Source organism: Enterobacter sp. EGD-HP1 (assembly GCF_000733275.2).
GTDB lineage: Bacteria > Pseudomonadota > Gammaproteobacteria > Enterobacterales > Enterobacteriaceae > Enterobacter.
In genome coordinates this window covers 103,794-121,197 of record NZ_AVOP01000003.1, presented here as the reverse complement: position 1 = coordinate 121,197, position 17,404 = coordinate 103,794, and the positions used below count along the sequence as shown (strand labels likewise).

The following is a 17,404-nucleotide window of genomic DNA, read 5'->3' as shown; positions in this document are numbered from 1 at the left end:
GTGGTTATTTCGCCCCTTCGGAGAAGAGTCGTGAAGCGACCAGCAATCATTTTGATTTGCCTGCTGCTGCAGGCGTGCTCGGCCACCACTAAAGGGCTGGGAAACTCACTGTGGGAAAGCGTGTTCGGCACACCGGGCGTACATCTGACCGATGACGAACTTCAAAACATGCCCTATGCCAGTCAGTACATGCAGCTTAACGATGGCCCGCAGCTGTTTGTGGTGCTCGCTTTCGATGAAAACGGGCAGCAGAAATGGGTGACGCAGGATCGGGCCACCATCGTGACGCAGCATGGTCGAATTGTGAAAACGCTGCTTGGCGGCGACAATCTGCTTGAGGTCAACAACCTCGCGGAAGATCCGCTGATCAAGCCGAACCAGATCGCCGACGGCGCAAGCTGGACGCGCACGATGGGCTGGACCGAACATAAGCAGGTGCGTTACGCCACGGCACGCTCGACCTTCCGCTGGGACGGCACGGACAGCGTGAAAGTCGGCAGCGACGAAACCCGTGTTCGCGTGCTGGATGAAGAGGTCACCACCGACCAGGCCACCTGGCACAACCGCTTCTGGATCGACGAAGACGGGCAGATCCGCCAGTCCCTGCAGTATCTCGGTGCCGGATTCTTCCCGGTGAAAACCACCCTGATCAAGGCGGCGAAATCATGAAAACGCTCATCCACGTTGCGCTTCTCGCCAGCCTTGCCGCGCCGCTGGCATGGTCCGCAGGGACGGTGAAGGTCTACACGCCGGACAGTGAAAAACCCAAAACCTTAACCCACGCCGAGCATTTGCTCGATCTCGTCGGACAGCCAAGGCTCGCCAACAGCTGGTGGCCGGGGGCAGTGATCGCTGAACGTCAGAAGAGCGCTGAGGCGGAACAACAGCACAAGGCGCTCCTTGCCAGGCTAACGGGGTTAGCCGAGCAGGAAGACGGCGACGACGCGGCGGCCATTAACAGCGTTCGCCAGCAGCTGCAGGCGCTGAAGGTGACGGGCCGTCAGAACGTGAACCTTGATCCCGATGAAGTGCGCGTCACGGAAAAAGGCAACCCGACGCTTGAAGGGGAGTATACGCTCTGGCTGCCGGAGAAGCCGACGACGGTGACCGTGATGGGGCTTATCAGCAGCCCGGGTAAAAAGCCCTTTACGCCCGGTCGTGATGTGGCGAGCTACCTCGACGAGCAGAGCCTGCTGAGCGGTGCCGATAACAGCTACGCCTGGGTGGTTTACCCTGACGGGCACACGCAGAAAGCCCCCGTTGCTTACTGGAATAAACGGCATATCGAACCTATGCCGGGCAGCATCATTTTTGTCGGTTTTGCCGACCATTTCTGGACGAAGGCGTATGACGGGCTTAACGCCGATATCCTTCACTCCCTGATTCAGCGGATACCGGAATAATGAAAAGAACTTATCTCTACAGCATGCTGGCGCTCTGCGTGAGTGCCGCCTGCCATGCAGAAACGTATCCGGCACCCATTGGCCCGTCTCAGTCAGATTTCGGCGGCGTCGGTTTACTGCAAACGCCCACCGCGCGGATGGCGCGTGAAGGGGAAATTAGCCTTAACTACCGTGATAACGACCAGTATCGCTACTACTCTGCGTCGGTGCAGCTGTTCCCGTGGCTTGAAACCACGCTGCGCTATACCGACGTGCGTACGAAGCGGTACAGCAGCGTTGAGGCGTTCTCCGGCGATCAGACCTACAAAGATAAAGCCTTCGACGTCAAGCTGCGCCTGTGGGAAGAGAGCTACTGGATGCCGCAGGTCTCCGTGGGCGCCAAAGATATCGGTGGTACCGGCCTGTTTGATGCGGAATACATCGTGGCCAGCAAAGCCTGGGGGCCGTTCGACTTCTCGCTCGGCCTGGGGTGGGGCTATCTCGGCACCAGCGGTAACGTCAAAAACCCGTTTTGCTCCTACAGCGATAAATACTGCTACCGCGATAACAGCTATAAGAAAGCGGGTTCCATCAACGGGGATCAGATGTTCCACGGCCCGGCATCGCTGTTTGGCGGCGTGGAGTATCAAACGCCCTGGCAGCCGTTACGCCTGAAGCTGGAGTATGAAGGGAATGACTACTCGCAGGACTTCGCCGGAAAGATTGAGCAGAAGAGCAAGTTTAACGTCGGCGCCATTTATCGCGTCACCGACTGGGCCGACGTTAACCTCAGCTACGAGCGCGGCAATACGGTGATGTTTGGCTTCACGCTGCGCACCAACTTTAACGACATGCGGCCGCACTACAATGATAACGCGCGGCCTGCATACCAGCCGGAGCCGCAGGATGCGATTCTGCAGCACTCCGTGGTGGCAAACCAGCTGACGCTGCTGAAATACAATGCCGGCCTGGCGGATCCGAAGATCCAAACCAAGGGCGATACGCTGTACGTCACCGGCGAGCAGGTGAAATACCGCGACTCGCGCGAAGGGATCGAGCGCGCCAACCGGATCGTGATGAACGATCTGCCGGAGGGGATCCGCACGATCCGCGTGACGGAAAACCGCCTCAACCTGCCGCAGGTGACGACCGAAACGGACGTTGCCAGCCTTAAGCGTCATCTGGAAGGCGAGCCGCTCGGGCATGAAACCGAGCTGGTGCAAAAACGCGTTGAGCCGATCGTGCCGGAGACCACCGAGCAGGGCTGGTATATCGACAAGTCGCGCTTCGATTTCCATATCGATCCGGTGCTGAACCAGTCCGTGGGTGGGCCTGAAAACTTCTACATGTATCAGCTGGGCGTCATGGCAACGGCTGATCTGTGGCTCACCGACCACCTGCTGACTACCGGCAGCCTGTTCGGCAACATCGCCAACAACTACGACAAGTTCAACTACACCAACCCGCCAAAAGACTCGACGCTGCCGCGCGTGCGTACCCGCGTGCGTGAGTACGTGCAGAACGATGCTTACGTGAATAACCTGCAGGCCAACTACTTCCAGTACTTCGGCAACGGCTTCTACGGGCAGGTGTACGGCGGGTATCTGGAAACCATGTACGGCGGCGCGGGGGCGGAAGTGCTTTATCGTCCGGTTGACAGCAACTGGGCGTTCGGGGTTGATGCCAACTACGTCAAGCAGCGTGACTGGCGCAGCGCGCAGGACATGATGAAGTTCACCGACTACAGCGTCAAAACCGGCCATCTGACCGCCTACTGGACGCCGTCGTTCGCGCCTGACGTGCTGGTGAAAGCCAGCGTCGGTCAGTATCTGGCGGGTGATAAGGGCGGCACGCTGGATATCTCCAAACACTTCGACAGCGGCGTGGTGGTGGGCGGCTATGCGACCATCACCAACGTCTCGCCGGACGAGTACGGGGAAGGGGACTTTACCAAAGGGGTTTACGTGTCGATTCCGCTGGATCTCTTCTCGTCAGGCCCAACCCGCAGCCGCGCGGCCATCGGCTGGACGCCGCTGACGCGCGACGGCGGTCAGCAGCTTGGACGTAAGTTCCAGCTGTATGACATGACGAGCGATAAAAACATTAACTTCCGCTGATGCTTCACGCCGGGCGGCACTGCGTTTGCCCGGCCTACGGTTTTTGTAGGCCCGGTAAGCGCAGCGCCACCGGGCGAATCATAAGCGTCGCAGCAGCCTTGCCGGGTTCCCGGCATAGACACCTTTCTCGACAATCGATTTCGTCACCACGCTTCCCGCCCCAATAACCGCGCCGTCGCAAATGGAGACCGCCAGAATGGTGGCACCGCTGCCTATCGACACATCATTCCCGACGGTAATATGGCCCCAGCTGGCCCGGTCGGCGTTCGGTTTCCCCTCACGAAACATATCGTTGGCAAACATCACGCCATGGCCAACAAAGCAACGCTTACCAATGGTCACATACTCACAGATGAAGGTGTGCGACTGAATTTTGCTGTCGTCACCGATGCGCGAATTGCCCTGGATTTCAACAAACGGGCCGACGAATACGCCGTTGCCCAGTACACAGTCGTAAAGATTAGTGGGTTCATATACGGTCACATTGTCGCCGCAGGTCACGTTGCGAACCCCGGTTGGTTTACGATCCATCGGTTACCTCCCAACATAAAACATAATTAAAAAATATAGATCTCCGTCACATTTTTGCGTTATACAGAAACCTCGCCCTGGAGAATGAGGTGCTGTATGACATCCCTGACTCGCCCGCGCGTTGAGTTTATCTCAACTATCCTCCAGACCGTGCTGAACCTCGGTCTGTTGAGCCTTGGCCTGATACTGGTCGTCTTTTTGGGTAAAGAGACGGTGCATCTGGCGGATGTGCTGTTTGCCCCTGAACAAACCAGCAAATATGCGCTGGTGGAAGGCCTGGTGGTCTACTTTCTCTACTTTGAATTTATCGCCCTGATTGTGAAGTATTTTCAGTCCGGCTTTCACTTCCCGCTGCGTTATTTTGTCTACATTGGGATCACCGCGATAGTGCGGCTGATCATCGTCGATCATAAATCCCCGCTCGACGTGCTGATCTACTCGGCGGCGATCCTGCTGCTGGTGATCACCCTCTGGCTGTGTAACTCGAAGCGGCTGAAGCGCGAATAAAAAAATGGCGGCCCGGAGGCCGCCTAACAACAGTCACAAGTTGGGTCAATACAATACGTCTAAAGTTGAGGGTTGCAGTGGCATAACAAATGAAACTTAACCTTTCACACCGCCCGCCGTCAGGCCGTTGACCAGCCAGCGCTGCGCCAGCAGGAACACCACGGTAATCGGGATGGCGGAAAGTACGGCCGCCGCGGCAAAGTCGCCCCACAGGTAGTTTTGCGGGTTGAGGTATTGCTGCATACCGACGGCCAGGGTGTAGCTGTTCACATCGCGCAGTAACAGTGAGGCAACCGGTACTTCGGTGATCGCAGCGATAAACGACAGAATAAATACCACCGCCAGGATAGGCACCGACAGCGGCAGCAGCACCAGACGGAACGCCTGCCACGGGGTTGCGCCATCCAGCGCGGCGGCTTCTTCCAGCGAGCCGTCGATGGTTTCGAAATAGCCTTTAATGGTCCATACATGCAGTGCGATACCGCCAAGATAGGCGAAGATCACGCCGCCGTGGGTGTTCAGACCGATAAACGGTACGTACTGGCCCAGACGGTCAAACAAGGCATATAACGCCACCAGTGACAGCACGGCCGGGAACATCTGGAAAATCAGCATCCCTTTCAGCAGCGTTGCTTTGCCCGGGAAGCGCATGCGGGCGAAGGCGTAGGCGCAGGTGGTGGACAGCGCCACGATACCAATAGCGGTAATGCCTGCGATTTTCACTGAGTTCCACAGCCACAGCAGCACCGGGAACGGCGGCGGCGTGACGCGGCCATCGGCGTGTTCCACGCTGAAGCCCAGCGCGAGCTTCCAGTGCTCCCAGGAGATTTCGTCCGGGATCAGGCTCCCGGTGGCGAAGTTACCCGAACGCAGGGAGATGGCGATAACCATCAGCAGCGGGAACATGATCGCCGCGATAAAAATCAGCAGGCCTAAGTGCGTCGCCAGGAGGCGCAGTTTCTGAGATTTGGGTTGTACCATAGCCATGTTCAGTGCCCTCCTTAGTCAAATTTCATACGTGTGGCTTTCAGGTTCACAATCGCCAGAGCGCCGACCAGCAGGAAGATCAGGGTGGCAATCGCTGCCGCCAGACCGAAGTCCTGGCCGCCGCCGCCTTCGAAGGCGATACGGTAGGTGTAGCTTACGAGCAGGTCGGTATAGCCTGCTGGCGTTGTGGTGCCAAGGCGGTCCGGGCCACCGTTGGTTAACAGCTGAATCAGCACGAAGTTGTTAAAGTTAAAGGCGAAGCTGGCAATCATCAGCGGCGTCAGCGGCTTAATGAGCAGCGGCAGCGTAATCTTGAAGAAGTTCTGGAACGGGCCCGCGCCGTCCATCGCCGAGGCTTCGTACAGATCGTCCGGGATAGCCTTCAGCAGCCCCATGCACAGGATCATCATGTACGGATAACCGAGCCAGGTATTCACGATGATAATCATCGAGCGGGCGGTGGTCGGGTCGCTGAACCAGGCCGGTTTGATGCCGAACAGCGCGCTCAGCATCATGTTGATTTCACCGAAGCTCTGGTTAAACAGCCCTTTGAAAATCAGAATCGAGATAAACGACGGTACGGCGTAGGGCAGAATCAGCAGCACGCGGTAAATCGCTTTGCCTTTCAGGGATTCCCACTGCACCAGACAGGCTAGCACCATGCCCACGGCCACGGTCAGGATCACCGTCAGCACCGAGAAGACCACCGTCCAGACGAAGATGGCGAAGAACGGTTTCTGAATGCCTTCATCGGTAAACACGCGGGTAAAGTTGTCCCAGCCGATGGTGACGGTATAGCCAGGGCTGAGCTTGTCATCACCCCATTTTCCGTCAGCAGTAATGGACTGATAGAAACCAATGTCGTTGTTCGGACGATATTTCACGCCGCTCTGGTTGTTGGTCAGCGTGCCGTCGTCCGCCAGGGTATAAAGCGGCTGCGTGCCGGAGAACTGGCGCAGCGAGCTCATGGTCACTTTGCTTTCGTCTGGCAGCACGGCGGTGAGCTGGGTCAGCGCCTGACGGTTCTGGGTAATGACGCGCAGGTTGGCACGTTCACCTTCCGGCAGGGCCGGTGCCTCTTTTAAGGCCAGCTTCTGCTCGCCGCCAAATTTGAACGCGTCGGAGACATAGTACTTGCTGCTTGCTTCGTCAGTAAGCGCTAACTTCCACTCGTTACCGGCAGGATACAGGCCGAAGTTAAAGGTCTTGCCTGCCTGATATGAGCGATCCAGCAGGACCTGCTGCGCGCGTTCCTGCGCAAGCTGGTTGGTGCTGCTGTAGTTGGTAAACGCGATGGCAATGGTACAAATCAGCGGGAACAGGACAAACAGCCCCATCCCGGCCACGCCCGGGTAAACATAGCGCCAGGCATAGGCTTTACGATTAGCGAAAATATACAGGCCAGCAGAGCTTAAAATCAGCGTCATGATGGCAAACAGATATTCCCCTTGTACGTACATTAAAACAACAAGGTAACCCACCAGCAGACACAGCAGACCAATCGCTGACCACTTCAGCGCGTCGCTTTGCCACCAGCGTTTCTTTTTAATGACATCCATGGGGTTTTTCCTCTACAACGGTGGAAACTTATCGTCAGGTGGCGCTGCGCTTACCTGACCTACGGATCGTGCCGTAGTCGTAGGGCGGGTAAGCGCATGCGCCACCCGCCGTTTTTCAGACTTACTTAGTAATACGACCCTGAGCATCTTTCAGCGCGGCATCGACAGTCTGACGACCGCTTGCTGCGTTGATGACCGCGGTACGGGTGGCGTACCAGAACGCGGCCATCTGTGGGATGTTCGGCATGATTTCGCCTTTCTGGGCGTTATCCATGGTGGCCGCGATACGTGGATCTTTCGCCAGATGATCCTGGAAGGATTTCAGCGCAACGGCGCCCAGCGGTTTGTCCTTGTTCACTTCATCCAGACCCTGATCGGTCAGCAGGTAGTTTTCCAGGAACTCTTTCGCCAGCTCTTTGTTCGGGCTGGCGGCGTTGATACCCGCGCTCAGCACGCCAACGAACGGTTTAGACGGCTTGCCTTTGAAGATTGGCAGCAGCGTCACGCCATAGTTAATTTTGCTCTTGTCGATGTTGGTCCAGGCCCACGGACCGTTGATGGTCATCGCGGTTTCGCCTTTGTTGAACGCCGCTTCCGCGATGGAGTAGTCGGTATCCGCGTTCATGTGTTTGTTCTTGATCAGATCGACCAGGAAGGTCAGACCCGCTTTCGCGCCCGCGTTATCCACGCCCACGTCTTTCACGTCATACTTGCCGTTTTCAAACTTGAACGCGTAACCACCGTCGGCAGCAATCAGCGGCCAGGTGAAGTACGGCTCTTGCAGGTTGAACATCAGGGCGGATTTACCTTTCGCCTTCAGCTCTTTATCCAGTTTCGGGATCTCTTCCCAGGTTTTCGGCGGGTTTGGCACCAGGTCTTTGTTGTAAATCAGAGACAGGGCTTCAACCGCGACAGGGTAAGCGATCAGCTTGCCGTTATAGCGAACGGCATCCCAGGTGAATGGGAACAGCTTGTCCTGGAAAGCTTTGTCTGGCGTGACTTCAGCCAGCAGGCCAGACTGCGCGTAGCCCCCGAAACGGTCATGCGCCCAGAAGATAATGTCCGGGCCGTCGCCGGTTGCCGCAACCTGCGGGAACTTCTCTTCCAGCTTGTCCGGGTGTTCTACGGTCACTTTGATACCGGTGTCTTTCTCGAATTTTTTGCCCACTTCGGCCAGGCCGTTATAGCCCTTGTCGCCGTTAATCCAGATAACCAGCTTGCCTTCTTCAATTTTGGCGAGCGCTGGGGCGGAAACCATCATTGCTGCAAGGGCGGACAATGCGAAAACGCGTGCGCCAGTCTTGATATTCATATCTGCCATCCTTTTTGGTGATGTGCTCGTGGATACATAAGGTGGTTCAACGTGACTCAGTCTCCTTATTTGACATCCTCTTTCCATCCTCCCAATCCCTACGCCCCACCCCCCGTTTGTGTGATCTCCGTTGCATAAATTTAAGTTATGAGTGCTGGCGCACATAAAACCCCACCGAATTTTGCAGGCGGCTTCACGAATTTTGCCTCAGCCCTCCCACGCCGGTCGCAGAGCCTGCTCCCTCATCCTCCCGCCTCCTCCCCCATAAAAAAGCCGGGGGGTGGAGGATTCGGGAAAGTAATGGATACCCCATAGTGAACTTATCTTGAATGTTTCTGTCGGTGACAGGTTGTAACGAAGGGAGAAGGGCATGGCGAGCGTACAGCTGCGTAATGTAACGAAAGCCTGGGGTGACGTTGTGGTGTCGAAAGACATCAATCTGGACATCAACGAAGGCGAATTCGTGGTGTTTGTTGGCCCATCAGGCTGTGGTAAATCTACTCTGCTGCGTATGATTGCCGGTCTTGAAACCATCACCAGCGGCGACCTGCTGATCGGTGATACCCGAATGAACGACATCCCGCCTGCCGAACGTGGCGTAGGCATGGTGTTTCAGTCTTATGCACTCTATCCCCACCTTTCCGTTGCCGAGAACATGTCCTTTGGCCTGAAGCTGGCCGGCGCGAAGAAAGAGGTCATTAACCAGCGCGTGACGCAGGTGGCGGAAGTGTTACAGCTGGCTCACCTGCTGGAGCGTAAACCAAAAGCGCTTTCTGGTGGTCAGCGTCAGCGTGTGGCGATTGGCCGTACCCTGGTGGCCGAACCGCGCGTATTCCTGCTCGATGAACCGCTTTCTAACCTGGATGCCGCCCTGCGCGTCCAGATGCGTATTGAAATCTCCCGTCTGCACAAGCGTCTTGGCCGCACGATGATTTACGTCACCCACGATCAGGTCGAAGCGATGACCCTCGCCGACAAAATCGTGGTGCTGGATGCCGGCCGCGTAGCGCAGGTAGGTAAACCGCTGGAGCTGTACCACTACCCGGCAGACCGCTTTGTTGCGGGCTTTATTGGCTCGCCAAAGATGAACTTCCTGCCCGTCAAAGTGACCGCGACAGCCATTGAACAGGTACAGGTGGAGCTGCCAAACCGCCAGCAGGTCTGGCTGCCGGTCGACAGCGCCAACGTACAGGTTGGGGCGAACATGTCCCTCGGTATTCGTCCTGAGCATCTGCTGCCGAGCCACATCGCTGATGTGACCCTGGAAGGTGACGTTCAGGTCGTCGAACAGCTTGGTCACGAAACACAGATTCATATCCAGATCCCCGCCATCCGTCAGAACCTGGTCTACCGCCAGAATGACGTGGTGTTGGTAGAAGAGGGTGCCACATTCGCTATCGGCTTGCCGCCAGAGCGTTGCCATCTGTTCCGTGAGGATGGCACTGCATGTCGTCGGTTGCACAAAGAGCCAGGCGTTTAAGCAATCCCAAAAGAAGACACGAAACCGACAGGTGAAGTGTTCAAAGAAAAGCAATGATCTCAGGAGATAGAATGATGATTACTCTGCGCAAACAAGTCCCTCTGGCAATCGCCGTTGCGGCAGGCATCCTGTCTGCCCAGGCAGGCGCCGTGGACTTTAAAGGTTATGCTCGTTCCGGCATTGGCTGGACCGGGAGTGGCGGTGAACAACAATGTTTTGCTACGACAGGTACTGGCGGGACTAAATACCGTCTCGGTAACGAATGTGAAACCTATGCGGAATTAAAACTGGGCCAGGAAGTGTGGAAAGAGGGCGATAAGAGCTTCTACTTCGACACCAACGTCGCGTATTCCGTCTCTCAGCAGAACGACTGGGAATCCACCAGCCCAGCCTTCCGTGAAGCTAACGTGCAGGGTAAAAACCTCATTGACGCACTGCCAGGTTCTACTATCTGGGCCGGTAAGCGCTTCTATCAGCGTCATGACGTTCACATGATCGACTTCTACTACTGGGATATTTCAGGTCCTGGTGCGGGTATCGAAAACATCGACCTGGGCTTCGGTAAGCTCTCTCTGGCCGCAACCCGTTCTTCTGAAGCGGGCGGCTCAGCGACCTTTGCCGATCGTGACGCGCTGGGTAACCGTATTTATGACAACCTGGTACCGAACGATGTCTTCGACGTCCGTTTAGCACAGATGCAGGTCAACGAAGGCGGTACGCTGGAGTTCGGTGTTGATTATGGTCACACCAATATTCCAGATGACTACTACCTGCAGCCTGGCGCGTCTAAAGACGGCTGGATGTTCACCGCTGAACATACCCAGAGCATGCTGAAGGGCTTTAACAAGTTTGTGCTGCAGTACGCAACTGACTCTATGACCTCCAACGGCAAAGGCCGTCCGGAAGGTGGTAGCATCAACAACAACGGCGACATGTGGCGTGTGCTGGACCACGGTGCGATCTCTCTGGGCGACTCCTGGGATCTGATGTACGTGGGTATGTACCAGGACATCAACCTGGATAACAACAACGGCACCAAATGGTGGACCGTCGGTGTTCGTCCTATGTACAAATGGACGCCAATCATGAGTACCCTGCTGGAAGTGGGCTACGACAACGTCAAGTCTCAGAAAACTGACGACACTAACAGCCAGTACAAAATTACCCTGGCACAGCAATGGCAGGCTGGCGACAGCATCTGGTCCCGTCCGGCTATCCGTGTCTTCGCAACCTACGCGAAATGGGATGAGAAATGGGGCTACGCGAACGGCGACTCCGGTGCAGGCTATGACTCTGGTATTGCATACAGCGACACGTCCGCAAAAACCTTCAGCCGCGGCGACTCTGATGAGTGGACCTTCGGTGCCCAGATGGAAATCTGGTGGTAATTCGTTAGACCTGACGTAATGACCTAAAAGAGGGGCGCAAGCCCCTCTATCCTTAGGGTGCTGCGCGCTATTGCCTGGCCACCGCAGTGCTCACGCTATCAGAGGTAATAACAATGAAAATGAAGAAAAGTCTCGTCGCGCTGTGCCTCTCTGCGGGGCTGATGGCCTGTGTTCCGGCGGTCTCCTTTGCAGACGTGAATTTCGTACCACAAAATACCAGCGCTGCGCCGGCTATCCCGGCGGCGGCGCTCCAGCAGCTGACATGGACGCCTGTTGATCAATCCAAAACCCAGTCGACACAGCTTTCTACGGGCGGTCAGCAGCTGAACGTGCCTGGGATCACCGGGCCTGTTGCCGCCTATAGCGTGCCGGCCAACATTGGTGAGCTGACCCTGACGCTGACCAGCGAAGTGAACAAGCAAACCAGCGTCTTTGCGCCAAACGTGCTGATTCTGGATCAGAATCTGACGCCATCTGCTTTCTTCCCAAGCGAGTACTTTAGCTACCAGGAGCCTGGCGTCATGAGCGCCGATCGTCTGGAAGGCAAAATGCGTCTGACGCCAGCGCTGGGACAGCAGAAGATCTATGTTCTGGTTTTCACGACTGAAAAAGATCTCCAGCAGACCACTAAGCTTATCGATCCGGCAAAAGCCTACGCCAAAGGAACGGGTAACTCTGTTCCGGATATCCCGGATCCGTTAGCGCGCCACGTCACCGACGGCCTGCTCAAGCTGAAAGTCTCAACGAACAATGCGTCCAGCGTGCTGGTCGGCCCGCTGTTTGGCTCGTCCGGTACCGGCCCTGTCACTGTAGGTAACACTGCTGCTCCTGCCTATACCGCGCCAGCTGCCACGGCAGCCGCACCGGTGGCGACCGCAGCGCCTGCCCCGGCGAAGAAAGCTGAGCCGGTTCTGAACGACACCGAAGAGTACTTCAACAACGCCATTAAGCAGGCGGTGAAGCGCGGCGATGTCGATAAAGCGCTGAAACTGCTTGATGAAGCCGAACGTTTAGGTTCAACCACTGCCCGTTCCACCTTTATCAGCAGTGTAAAAGGCAAGGGGTAACCGTTTCCCCACAGTGCTGATTTGTTAGTAGTTTGGTGCGCCTGAGTGGGCGCACTTTTTTTCGTATCCGCCAGGCTGTTGCGCCCATGTTGCGATCGTGATCGTTAAATAACGTTTGGCCCCCCTCAATCCGTGTTTCTGCGATACAATGCCATTACGTTATGTATCGGAGAGTCTGGCATGTCACACCCTGCGCTAACGCAACTGCGTGCGCTGCGCTATTTCGACCAAATACCTGCGCTTGATCCGCAGCAACTGGACTGGCTGTTGCTGGAAGATTCCATGACGAAACGTTTTGAGCAACAGGGTAAAACGGTCACGGTGACCCTGATTCAGGAAGGGTTTGTCTCTGGCGATGAGATCGCCAGCGAGCTGCCGCTGCTGCCGCAAGAGCCACGCTACTGGCTGCGCGAAATTTTACTTTGTGCTGATGGTGAGCCATGGCTTGCCGGACGGACGGTGGTGCCCGAGTCCACCCTTTCCGGGCCAGAACTGGCGCTGCAACGTCTGGGGAAAACGCCGCTGGGGCGTTACCTTTTCACCTCGTCTGAGCTTACCCGGGATTTTATTGAGATTGGTCGTGATGCCGAACTGTGGGGGCGTCGTTCCCGCCTTCGCCTGAGCGGTAAGCCGTTAATTCTGACGGAGCTTTTTTTACCGGCATCACCGTTGTACTAAGAGGAAGAAAAAATGGAGTGGAGCCTGACGCAGAATAAGCTGCTGGCGTATCACCGCTTAATGCGTACTGATAAACCCATCGGCGCGTTGCTGCTGCTGTGGCCGACCCTGTGGGCGTTGTGGGTGGCCACGCCGGGCGTGCCGCCGCTGTGGATCCTGGGCGTGTTCGTTGCCGGCGTCTGGCTGATGCGCGCGGCGGGCTGCGTGGTGAATGACTATGCCGATCGTAAATTCGACGGCCATGTTAAGCGTACTGCCGGTCGTCCGTTACCCAGCGGGCAGGTCACCGGGAAAGAAGCCCGCGTGCTGTTCATCATTCTGGTGCTGCTCTCTTTCCTGCTGGTGTTAACCCTCAACACCATGACCATTCTGCTTTCCGTGGCGGCGCTGGCGTTGGCCTGGGTGTATCCGTTTATGAAGCGCTATACCCACCTGCCCCAGGTGGTGCTGGGCGCGGCGTTTGGCTGGTCGATTCCGATGGCGTTTGCGGCGGTTAGTGAGTCCTTACCGCTCAGCTGCTGGCTGATGTTCCTGGCGAACATTCTCTGGGCCGTGGCGTATGACACGCAATACGCGATGGTAGACCGCGACGATGACCTGAAAATTGGCATCAAATCCACCGCCATCCTCTTTGGTCGTCAGGACAAGCTGATTATCGGTATCCTGCAGGTCGCGGTACTGGCGCTGATGGTTGCGATCGGTCGCCTGAACGGGCTGAACTGGGAGTTTTACTGGTCCGTGCTGGTGGCGGGACTGCTGTTTGCGTACCAGCAAAAGCTGATTGCGAAGCGTGAACGTGACGCCTGTTTTAAAGCGTTTATGAATAATAACTACGTCGGTCTGGTGCTGTTTTTAGGCCTGGCGATGAGCTATTTCTTATAAAAAAGTCGGGTGGCGGCTTCGCCTTGCCCGATCTGCGCGTTAGCAGAACATGTAGGCCCGGTAAGCGTCAGCGCCACCGGGCGTTTTTTTACCGGCGGCGCAGCAGCCGAAGCGCGTTCGCCGTCACCAGCACCGTTGCCCCGGTATCCGCCAGCACCGCCAGCCACAGTCCGGTCATGCCGAGCAGGGTCGTCACCAGGAAAATCCCTTTCAGACCGAGCGCAATGCCGATGTTTTGTCGGATGTTGGCCCGCGTCGCCCGCGCCAGGCTAATCATCTGCGCCAGCCCGGTCAGGCGGTTGTGGGTCAATGCCGCGTCGGCGGTCTCCAGCGCTACGTCGGTACCGCTGCCCATCGCAATACCAATGGTGGAGGCTTTCATCGCCGGGGCATCGTTAATCCCGTCACCGACCATCGCCAGCGGAGCGCGAACGTTCAGCTCCGTTACCGCGCTGACCTTATCCGCAGGCAGTAATCCGGCTTTAAACTCCAGACCCAGCTCACCGGCAATCGCTGCCGCCGCGCGAGGGTTATCGCCGGTGAGAATAACGCCCTGCACGTCCAGCTTGTGCAGCGCCGCCACGGCTTCTTTTGCGTCATCGCGCAGGGTATCGCGCAGCGCCAGCAACCCTTTCGCGACGCCGTCCTGCATCACGGTCACGACGGTTTGTCCGGTCTGTTCTAACGCCTCAACCTCTGGATTGGACGACTTGCCCGCCGCGACAATCAGCACCTTTTTACCCTCGACGACAGCCTCAATCCCTGACCCAACCAGCGCCCGCTGGGCGGTTGCCGGAGGGATGTTCAGCCCGCGCGCCTGCGCTTCACGCACAATCGCCTGCGCCAGCGGGTGAGTGGAACCCTGTTCAACGGCGGCGGCCAGCGTAAGCAACGCATTTTCACTGATGTCCTGCGGATACACGCCGGTTACCTGCGGCTTGCCGACGGTCAGCGTGCCGGTTTTATCGAAGGCGATGTGCTGGACCTGGCTCAGCTGCTCCAGCGCCGCGCCGCCCTTAATCAGCGCCCCGCGACGTGCCGCCGCCGCCAGGCCTGACGTAATCGCCGCCGGGGTGGAAATCACCAGCGCGCACGGGCAGCCAATCAGCAGCAGCGTCAGCCCTTTATAAATCCAGCCCTCCCACGGCGCGCCAAAGAACAGCGGTGGGACGACGGTGACCAGCAGGGCAACCAGCATGATGGCAGGGGTATAAATCCGGCTGAAGCGATCGATAAAGCGTTCGACCGGCGCGCGGCGCTCCTCTGCCTCTTCAATCAGCTTCAGGATACGGTCGATGGCGCTGTCGCCCGGCTCGGAAAGCACGGTGAGCTGCACCAGACGGTCGACGCTGGTGGCACCCGCAGGCACTTTTTCACCCGCGGCACGCTCTACCGGAATGGATTCCCCGGTCAGGGCGCTTTCATCAAAGCTTGCGGTTGCGGTAAGCAGCGCGCCGTCGGCGGGCAGACGCCCCCCCGCAGCCACTTCAATCACGTCGCCCGGGCGCAGCGTGTTGATGGCGACCGTTTCACGCGTGCCGTTTATCACGCGAGTGGCGGTTTCCGGCTTCAGCGCCATCAGCGCGCTGACCCCTTTACGCGCCCGGCTCGCCGCCCAGCCTTCAAGACGTTCGCCGATTAAGAACAGCAGCAGCACCATCGCCGCTTCTGCCGTCGCGCCAATGAACAGCGCGCCGATCGCCGCCACGCTCATCAGCGTTTCGATGGCAAACCAGCTGCCGCTTTTCATCAGGCGCAGCGCCTGACGGGCAATCGGGAACAGCCCGACCAGCGTGGTGGCGATAAACGCCAGATTGCCGAACGGGTGGTTAATCTGCTCAAGACCCCAGCTCAGGGCCATCATGATGATGAGGGTAATGAGCGGCAGGTTTTCTTTCAGGGAGGCGGTTTTTTCAACGGGTGCCGTTTCGCTGCGCAGGGTATAGCCCGCCTTGCTGACGGCGGTTTCAACCTGCTTGCTGACGTCGTTATCGGCGCTAACCAGCAGCTTTTCGGTGGCGAACAGCACCTGAACGTGGCTCACGCCCGGCACTTGTTTGACGGCGTTTTCCACTTTGCGGGCGCAGGCCGCGCAGTCCATGCCGTTGACGACCCAGCTGTAGCGGTTGCCGCTTTCAGGCAGCATTTCAGTTTGCGTTTCGCACGCGCCTTCGCAGCAGCACTCGTCTTTCGACGGAACCGGACTGAGCTTAAGTGCCGAGAATTGAGGAACTTTTTTAGGTATTTCTGGAGTCGACATGGCAGTCTCCGGCAATGATAATTTTCTCATTAACCGCAGCATACACTCTGGAGTCGACTCCAGAGTCAAGCGCTATTTAGATATACAGCGAACGCACAATCAGGAAGTGCCCGGCAAAGTAACACGCGGAGGCAATCGCGTTATCCGCCCGGAAGCGGCGGCGATAGTGGCTGCCCAGCCAGACGATATTCCCGATCAGCAGCAGCGCGGCACCGAAGAACGCGGACATTGCCGGAGCGGTCGGACGGAAGAACCACAGCTCGCCCGCCAGCCACACCATTACCAGGGTCATGGCGATAAACGTACAGACCGGCAAACGCATCTCTTCCAGACGTGACCAAATCACCGCAATCAGCAGGGCACCAATCACCAGCAGCACCAGCGGCAACGGCCAGAAGAAGGAGAGCGTCATCTGGCTGGCAAAGTAGATGGTATACAGCAGATGGGAGAGGAAGAACGCCCCAACGGCGTAGAGCAGACGCTGGCGGGGGAGCAGAGTCAGCGCATCGCCTATCAGGGACGCACACAGCCCGGCGAGCACCAGATAGCTGACGGCGTTAAACATCGGCGCTTGCCAGGCCAGCAGCAGCAGGAGCAACAGCGTAACCGGTTTAAACAACCAGCGCTGCCAGGTGGGACCGCGGTAGGACGCATCGACATAAAGCCATGCGGAAAAACAGACAGCGATAAATGACCAAAGCATATTAACTCCCTGTATCTGTTAAGTCTGAATAATCAGTTTCTGATCCAGTGTAGTGACGCGGGCGGGCGTTTGGCAATGCCGGTACAGGCAAGGTATCCTGAATTCCGCAAAATCTGATGGGATTATCGAATGAGCAAGATGCCGCTTTTTTTCATTATCGTGGTGGCGATTATCATTATTGCCGCCTCGTTCCGTTTTGTGCAGCAGCGCCGCGAGAAGGCGGATAACGACGCCGCGCCGCTGATGCAAAAGCGCGTGGTGGTGACGAACAAGCGTGAGAAACCGCTCAACGACCGCCGCTCGCGCCAGCAGCAGGTGACGCCTGCGGGCACAGCAATACGCTATGAAGCGAGCTTTAAGCCGGAAACGGGCGGCCTGGAGATGACCTTCCGCCTTGAGGCGCAGCAGTACCATCAGCTGACGGTGGGAGAGAAAGGAACGCTGAGCTACAAAGGGTCGCGGTTTGAAGGGTTTGAACCGGAGCGGTAATGCCGGGCGGCACTGCGTTTGCCCGGCCTAAGGGGTTTCGTAGGCCCGGTAAGCGCAGCGCC

16 protein-coding genes are annotated in these 17,404 nt (G+C 57.4%); 10 read left to right on the top strand and 6 right to left on the bottom strand.

Features of this window, described 5'->3' with window-relative positions:
* Positions 1-30: 30 nt before the first annotated feature.
* The 3 genes from N037_RS05175 to N037_RS05165 are packed head-to-tail and all read left to right on the top strand — an operon-like array spanning position 31 to position 3,499.
* On the top strand, positions 31-669 hold the full coding sequence (locus N037_RS05175) for a YjbF family lipoprotein (RefSeq protein WP_032639497.1): 639 nt from the start codon (positions 31-33) through the stop codon (positions 667-669).
* Complete coding sequence (locus N037_RS05170; RefSeq protein ID WP_032639495.1) at positions 666-1,403, top strand: capsule biosynthesis GfcC family protein; 738 nt, start codon at positions 666-668, stop codon at positions 1,401-1,403. Before N037_RS05175 ends, N037_RS05170 begins: the two co-directional genes overlap by 4 nt.
* Positions 1,403-3,499 carry a YjbH domain-containing protein gene (locus tag N037_RS05165; protein ID WP_032639493.1) on the top strand — a complete coding sequence of 699 codons (2,097 nt, stop codon included), beginning with the start codon at positions 1,403-1,405 and terminating at the stop codon, positions 3,497-3,499. Before N037_RS05170 ends, N037_RS05165 begins: the two co-directional genes overlap by 1 nt.
* A gap of 78 nt (positions 3,500-3,577) precedes the next feature.
* Here N037_RS05165 and N037_RS05160 read toward each other — a convergent pair whose 3' ends face one another.
* Positions 3,578-4,030: an acyltransferase gene (locus N037_RS05160; protein WP_023334131.1), complete on the bottom strand. Its 453-nt coding sequence runs from the start codon at positions 4,028-4,030 to the stop codon at positions 3,578-3,580.
* Positions 4,031-4,126: 96 nt separating this feature from the next.
* Between N037_RS05160 and psiE the strand changes: the two genes are divergently transcribed.
* Positions 4,127-4,537, top strand: a complete 411-nt coding sequence (gene psiE / locus N037_RS05155; protein ID WP_000202963.1) for a phosphate-starvation-inducible protein PsiE — start codon at positions 4,127-4,129, stop codon at positions 4,535-4,537.
* Positions 4,538-4,633: 96 nt separating this feature from the next.
* Here psiE and malG read toward each other — a convergent pair whose 3' ends face one another.
* From malG to malE, 3 genes are all read right to left on the bottom strand, one after another.
* Positions 4,634-5,524 (bottom strand): maltose ABC transporter permease MalG, encoded by an 891-nt coding sequence (gene malG, locus N037_RS05150; protein WP_023310002.1) that lies wholly within the window; start codon positions 5,522-5,524, stop codon positions 4,634-4,636.
* A 14-nt stretch (positions 5,525-5,538) separates the two neighbouring features.
* Positions 5,539-7,083, bottom strand: a complete 1,545-nt coding sequence (gene malF / locus N037_RS05145) for a maltose ABC transporter permease MalF (RefSeq protein WP_032639491.1) — start codon at positions 7,081-7,083, stop codon at positions 5,539-5,541.
* Between the two features lie 121 nt (positions 7,084-7,204).
* Positions 7,205-8,395: a maltose/maltodextrin ABC transporter substrate-binding protein MalE gene (gene malE, locus N037_RS05140; RefSeq protein ID WP_032639489.1), complete on the bottom strand. Its 1,191-nt coding sequence runs from the start codon at positions 8,393-8,395 to the stop codon at positions 7,205-7,207.
* A 370-nt stretch (positions 8,396-8,765) separates the two neighbouring features.
* On the opposite strand from malE, the gene malK reads away from it, so the two are divergent.
* The 5 genes from malK to ubiA all read left to right on the top strand — a co-directional run bounded on the left by malK (position 8,766) and on the right by ubiA (position 13,890).
* Positions 8,766-9,875, top strand: coding sequence for a maltose/maltodextrin ABC transporter ATP-binding protein MalK (gene malK / locus N037_RS05135; protein ID WP_023310005.1), 1,110 nt, complete (start codon positions 8,766-8,768; stop codon positions 9,873-9,875).
* A 71-nt stretch (positions 9,876-9,946) separates the two neighbouring features.
* Positions 9,947-11,263, top strand: a complete 1,317-nt coding sequence (locus N037_RS05130; RefSeq protein WP_032639487.1) for a maltoporin — start codon at positions 9,947-9,949, stop codon at positions 11,261-11,263.
* Positions 11,264-11,376: 113 nt separating this feature from the next.
* Positions 11,377-12,330 (top strand): maltose operon protein MalM, encoded by a 954-nt coding sequence (gene malM, locus N037_RS05125; RefSeq protein ID WP_023334135.1) that lies wholly within the window; start codon positions 11,377-11,379, stop codon positions 12,328-12,330.
* A 180-nt stretch (positions 12,331-12,510) separates the two neighbouring features.
* The gene (gene ubiC, locus N037_RS05120) at positions 12,511-13,008 is read left to right on the top strand and encodes a chorismate lyase (protein ID WP_023334136.1); all 498 of its coding nucleotides are present in this window, start codon (positions 12,511-12,513) and stop codon (positions 13,006-13,008) included.
* A 12-nt stretch (positions 13,009-13,020) separates the two neighbouring features.
* Positions 13,021-13,890 carry a 4-hydroxybenzoate octaprenyltransferase gene (ubiA, locus tag N037_RS05115; protein WP_023334137.1) on the top strand — a complete coding sequence of 290 codons (870 nt, stop codon included), beginning with the start codon at positions 13,021-13,023 and terminating at the stop codon, positions 13,888-13,890.
* An 88-nt stretch (positions 13,891-13,978) separates the two neighbouring features.
* Here the strand turns inward: ubiA and zntA are convergent, their stop codons facing one another.
* On the bottom strand, positions 13,979-16,150 hold the full coding sequence (gene zntA, locus N037_RS05110) for a Zn(II)/Cd(II)/Pb(II) translocating P-type ATPase ZntA (protein WP_032639485.1): 2,172 nt from the start codon (positions 16,148-16,150) through the stop codon (positions 13,979-13,981).
* A gap of 76 nt (positions 16,151-16,226) precedes the next feature.
* Positions 16,227-16,853, bottom strand: a complete 627-nt coding sequence (locus tag N037_RS05105) for a lysoplasmalogenase (protein WP_023310011.1) — start codon at positions 16,851-16,853, stop codon at positions 16,227-16,229.
* A 129-nt stretch (positions 16,854-16,982) separates the two neighbouring features.
* Here N037_RS05105 and N037_RS05100 point away from each other — a divergent pair, with 129 nt between their 5' ends.
* Complete coding sequence (locus N037_RS05100; RefSeq protein WP_032639483.1) at positions 16,983-17,342, top strand: DUF2500 domain-containing protein; 360 nt, start codon at positions 16,983-16,985, stop codon at positions 17,340-17,342.
* The last annotated feature ends 62 nt before the right edge of the window (positions 17,343-17,404 follow it).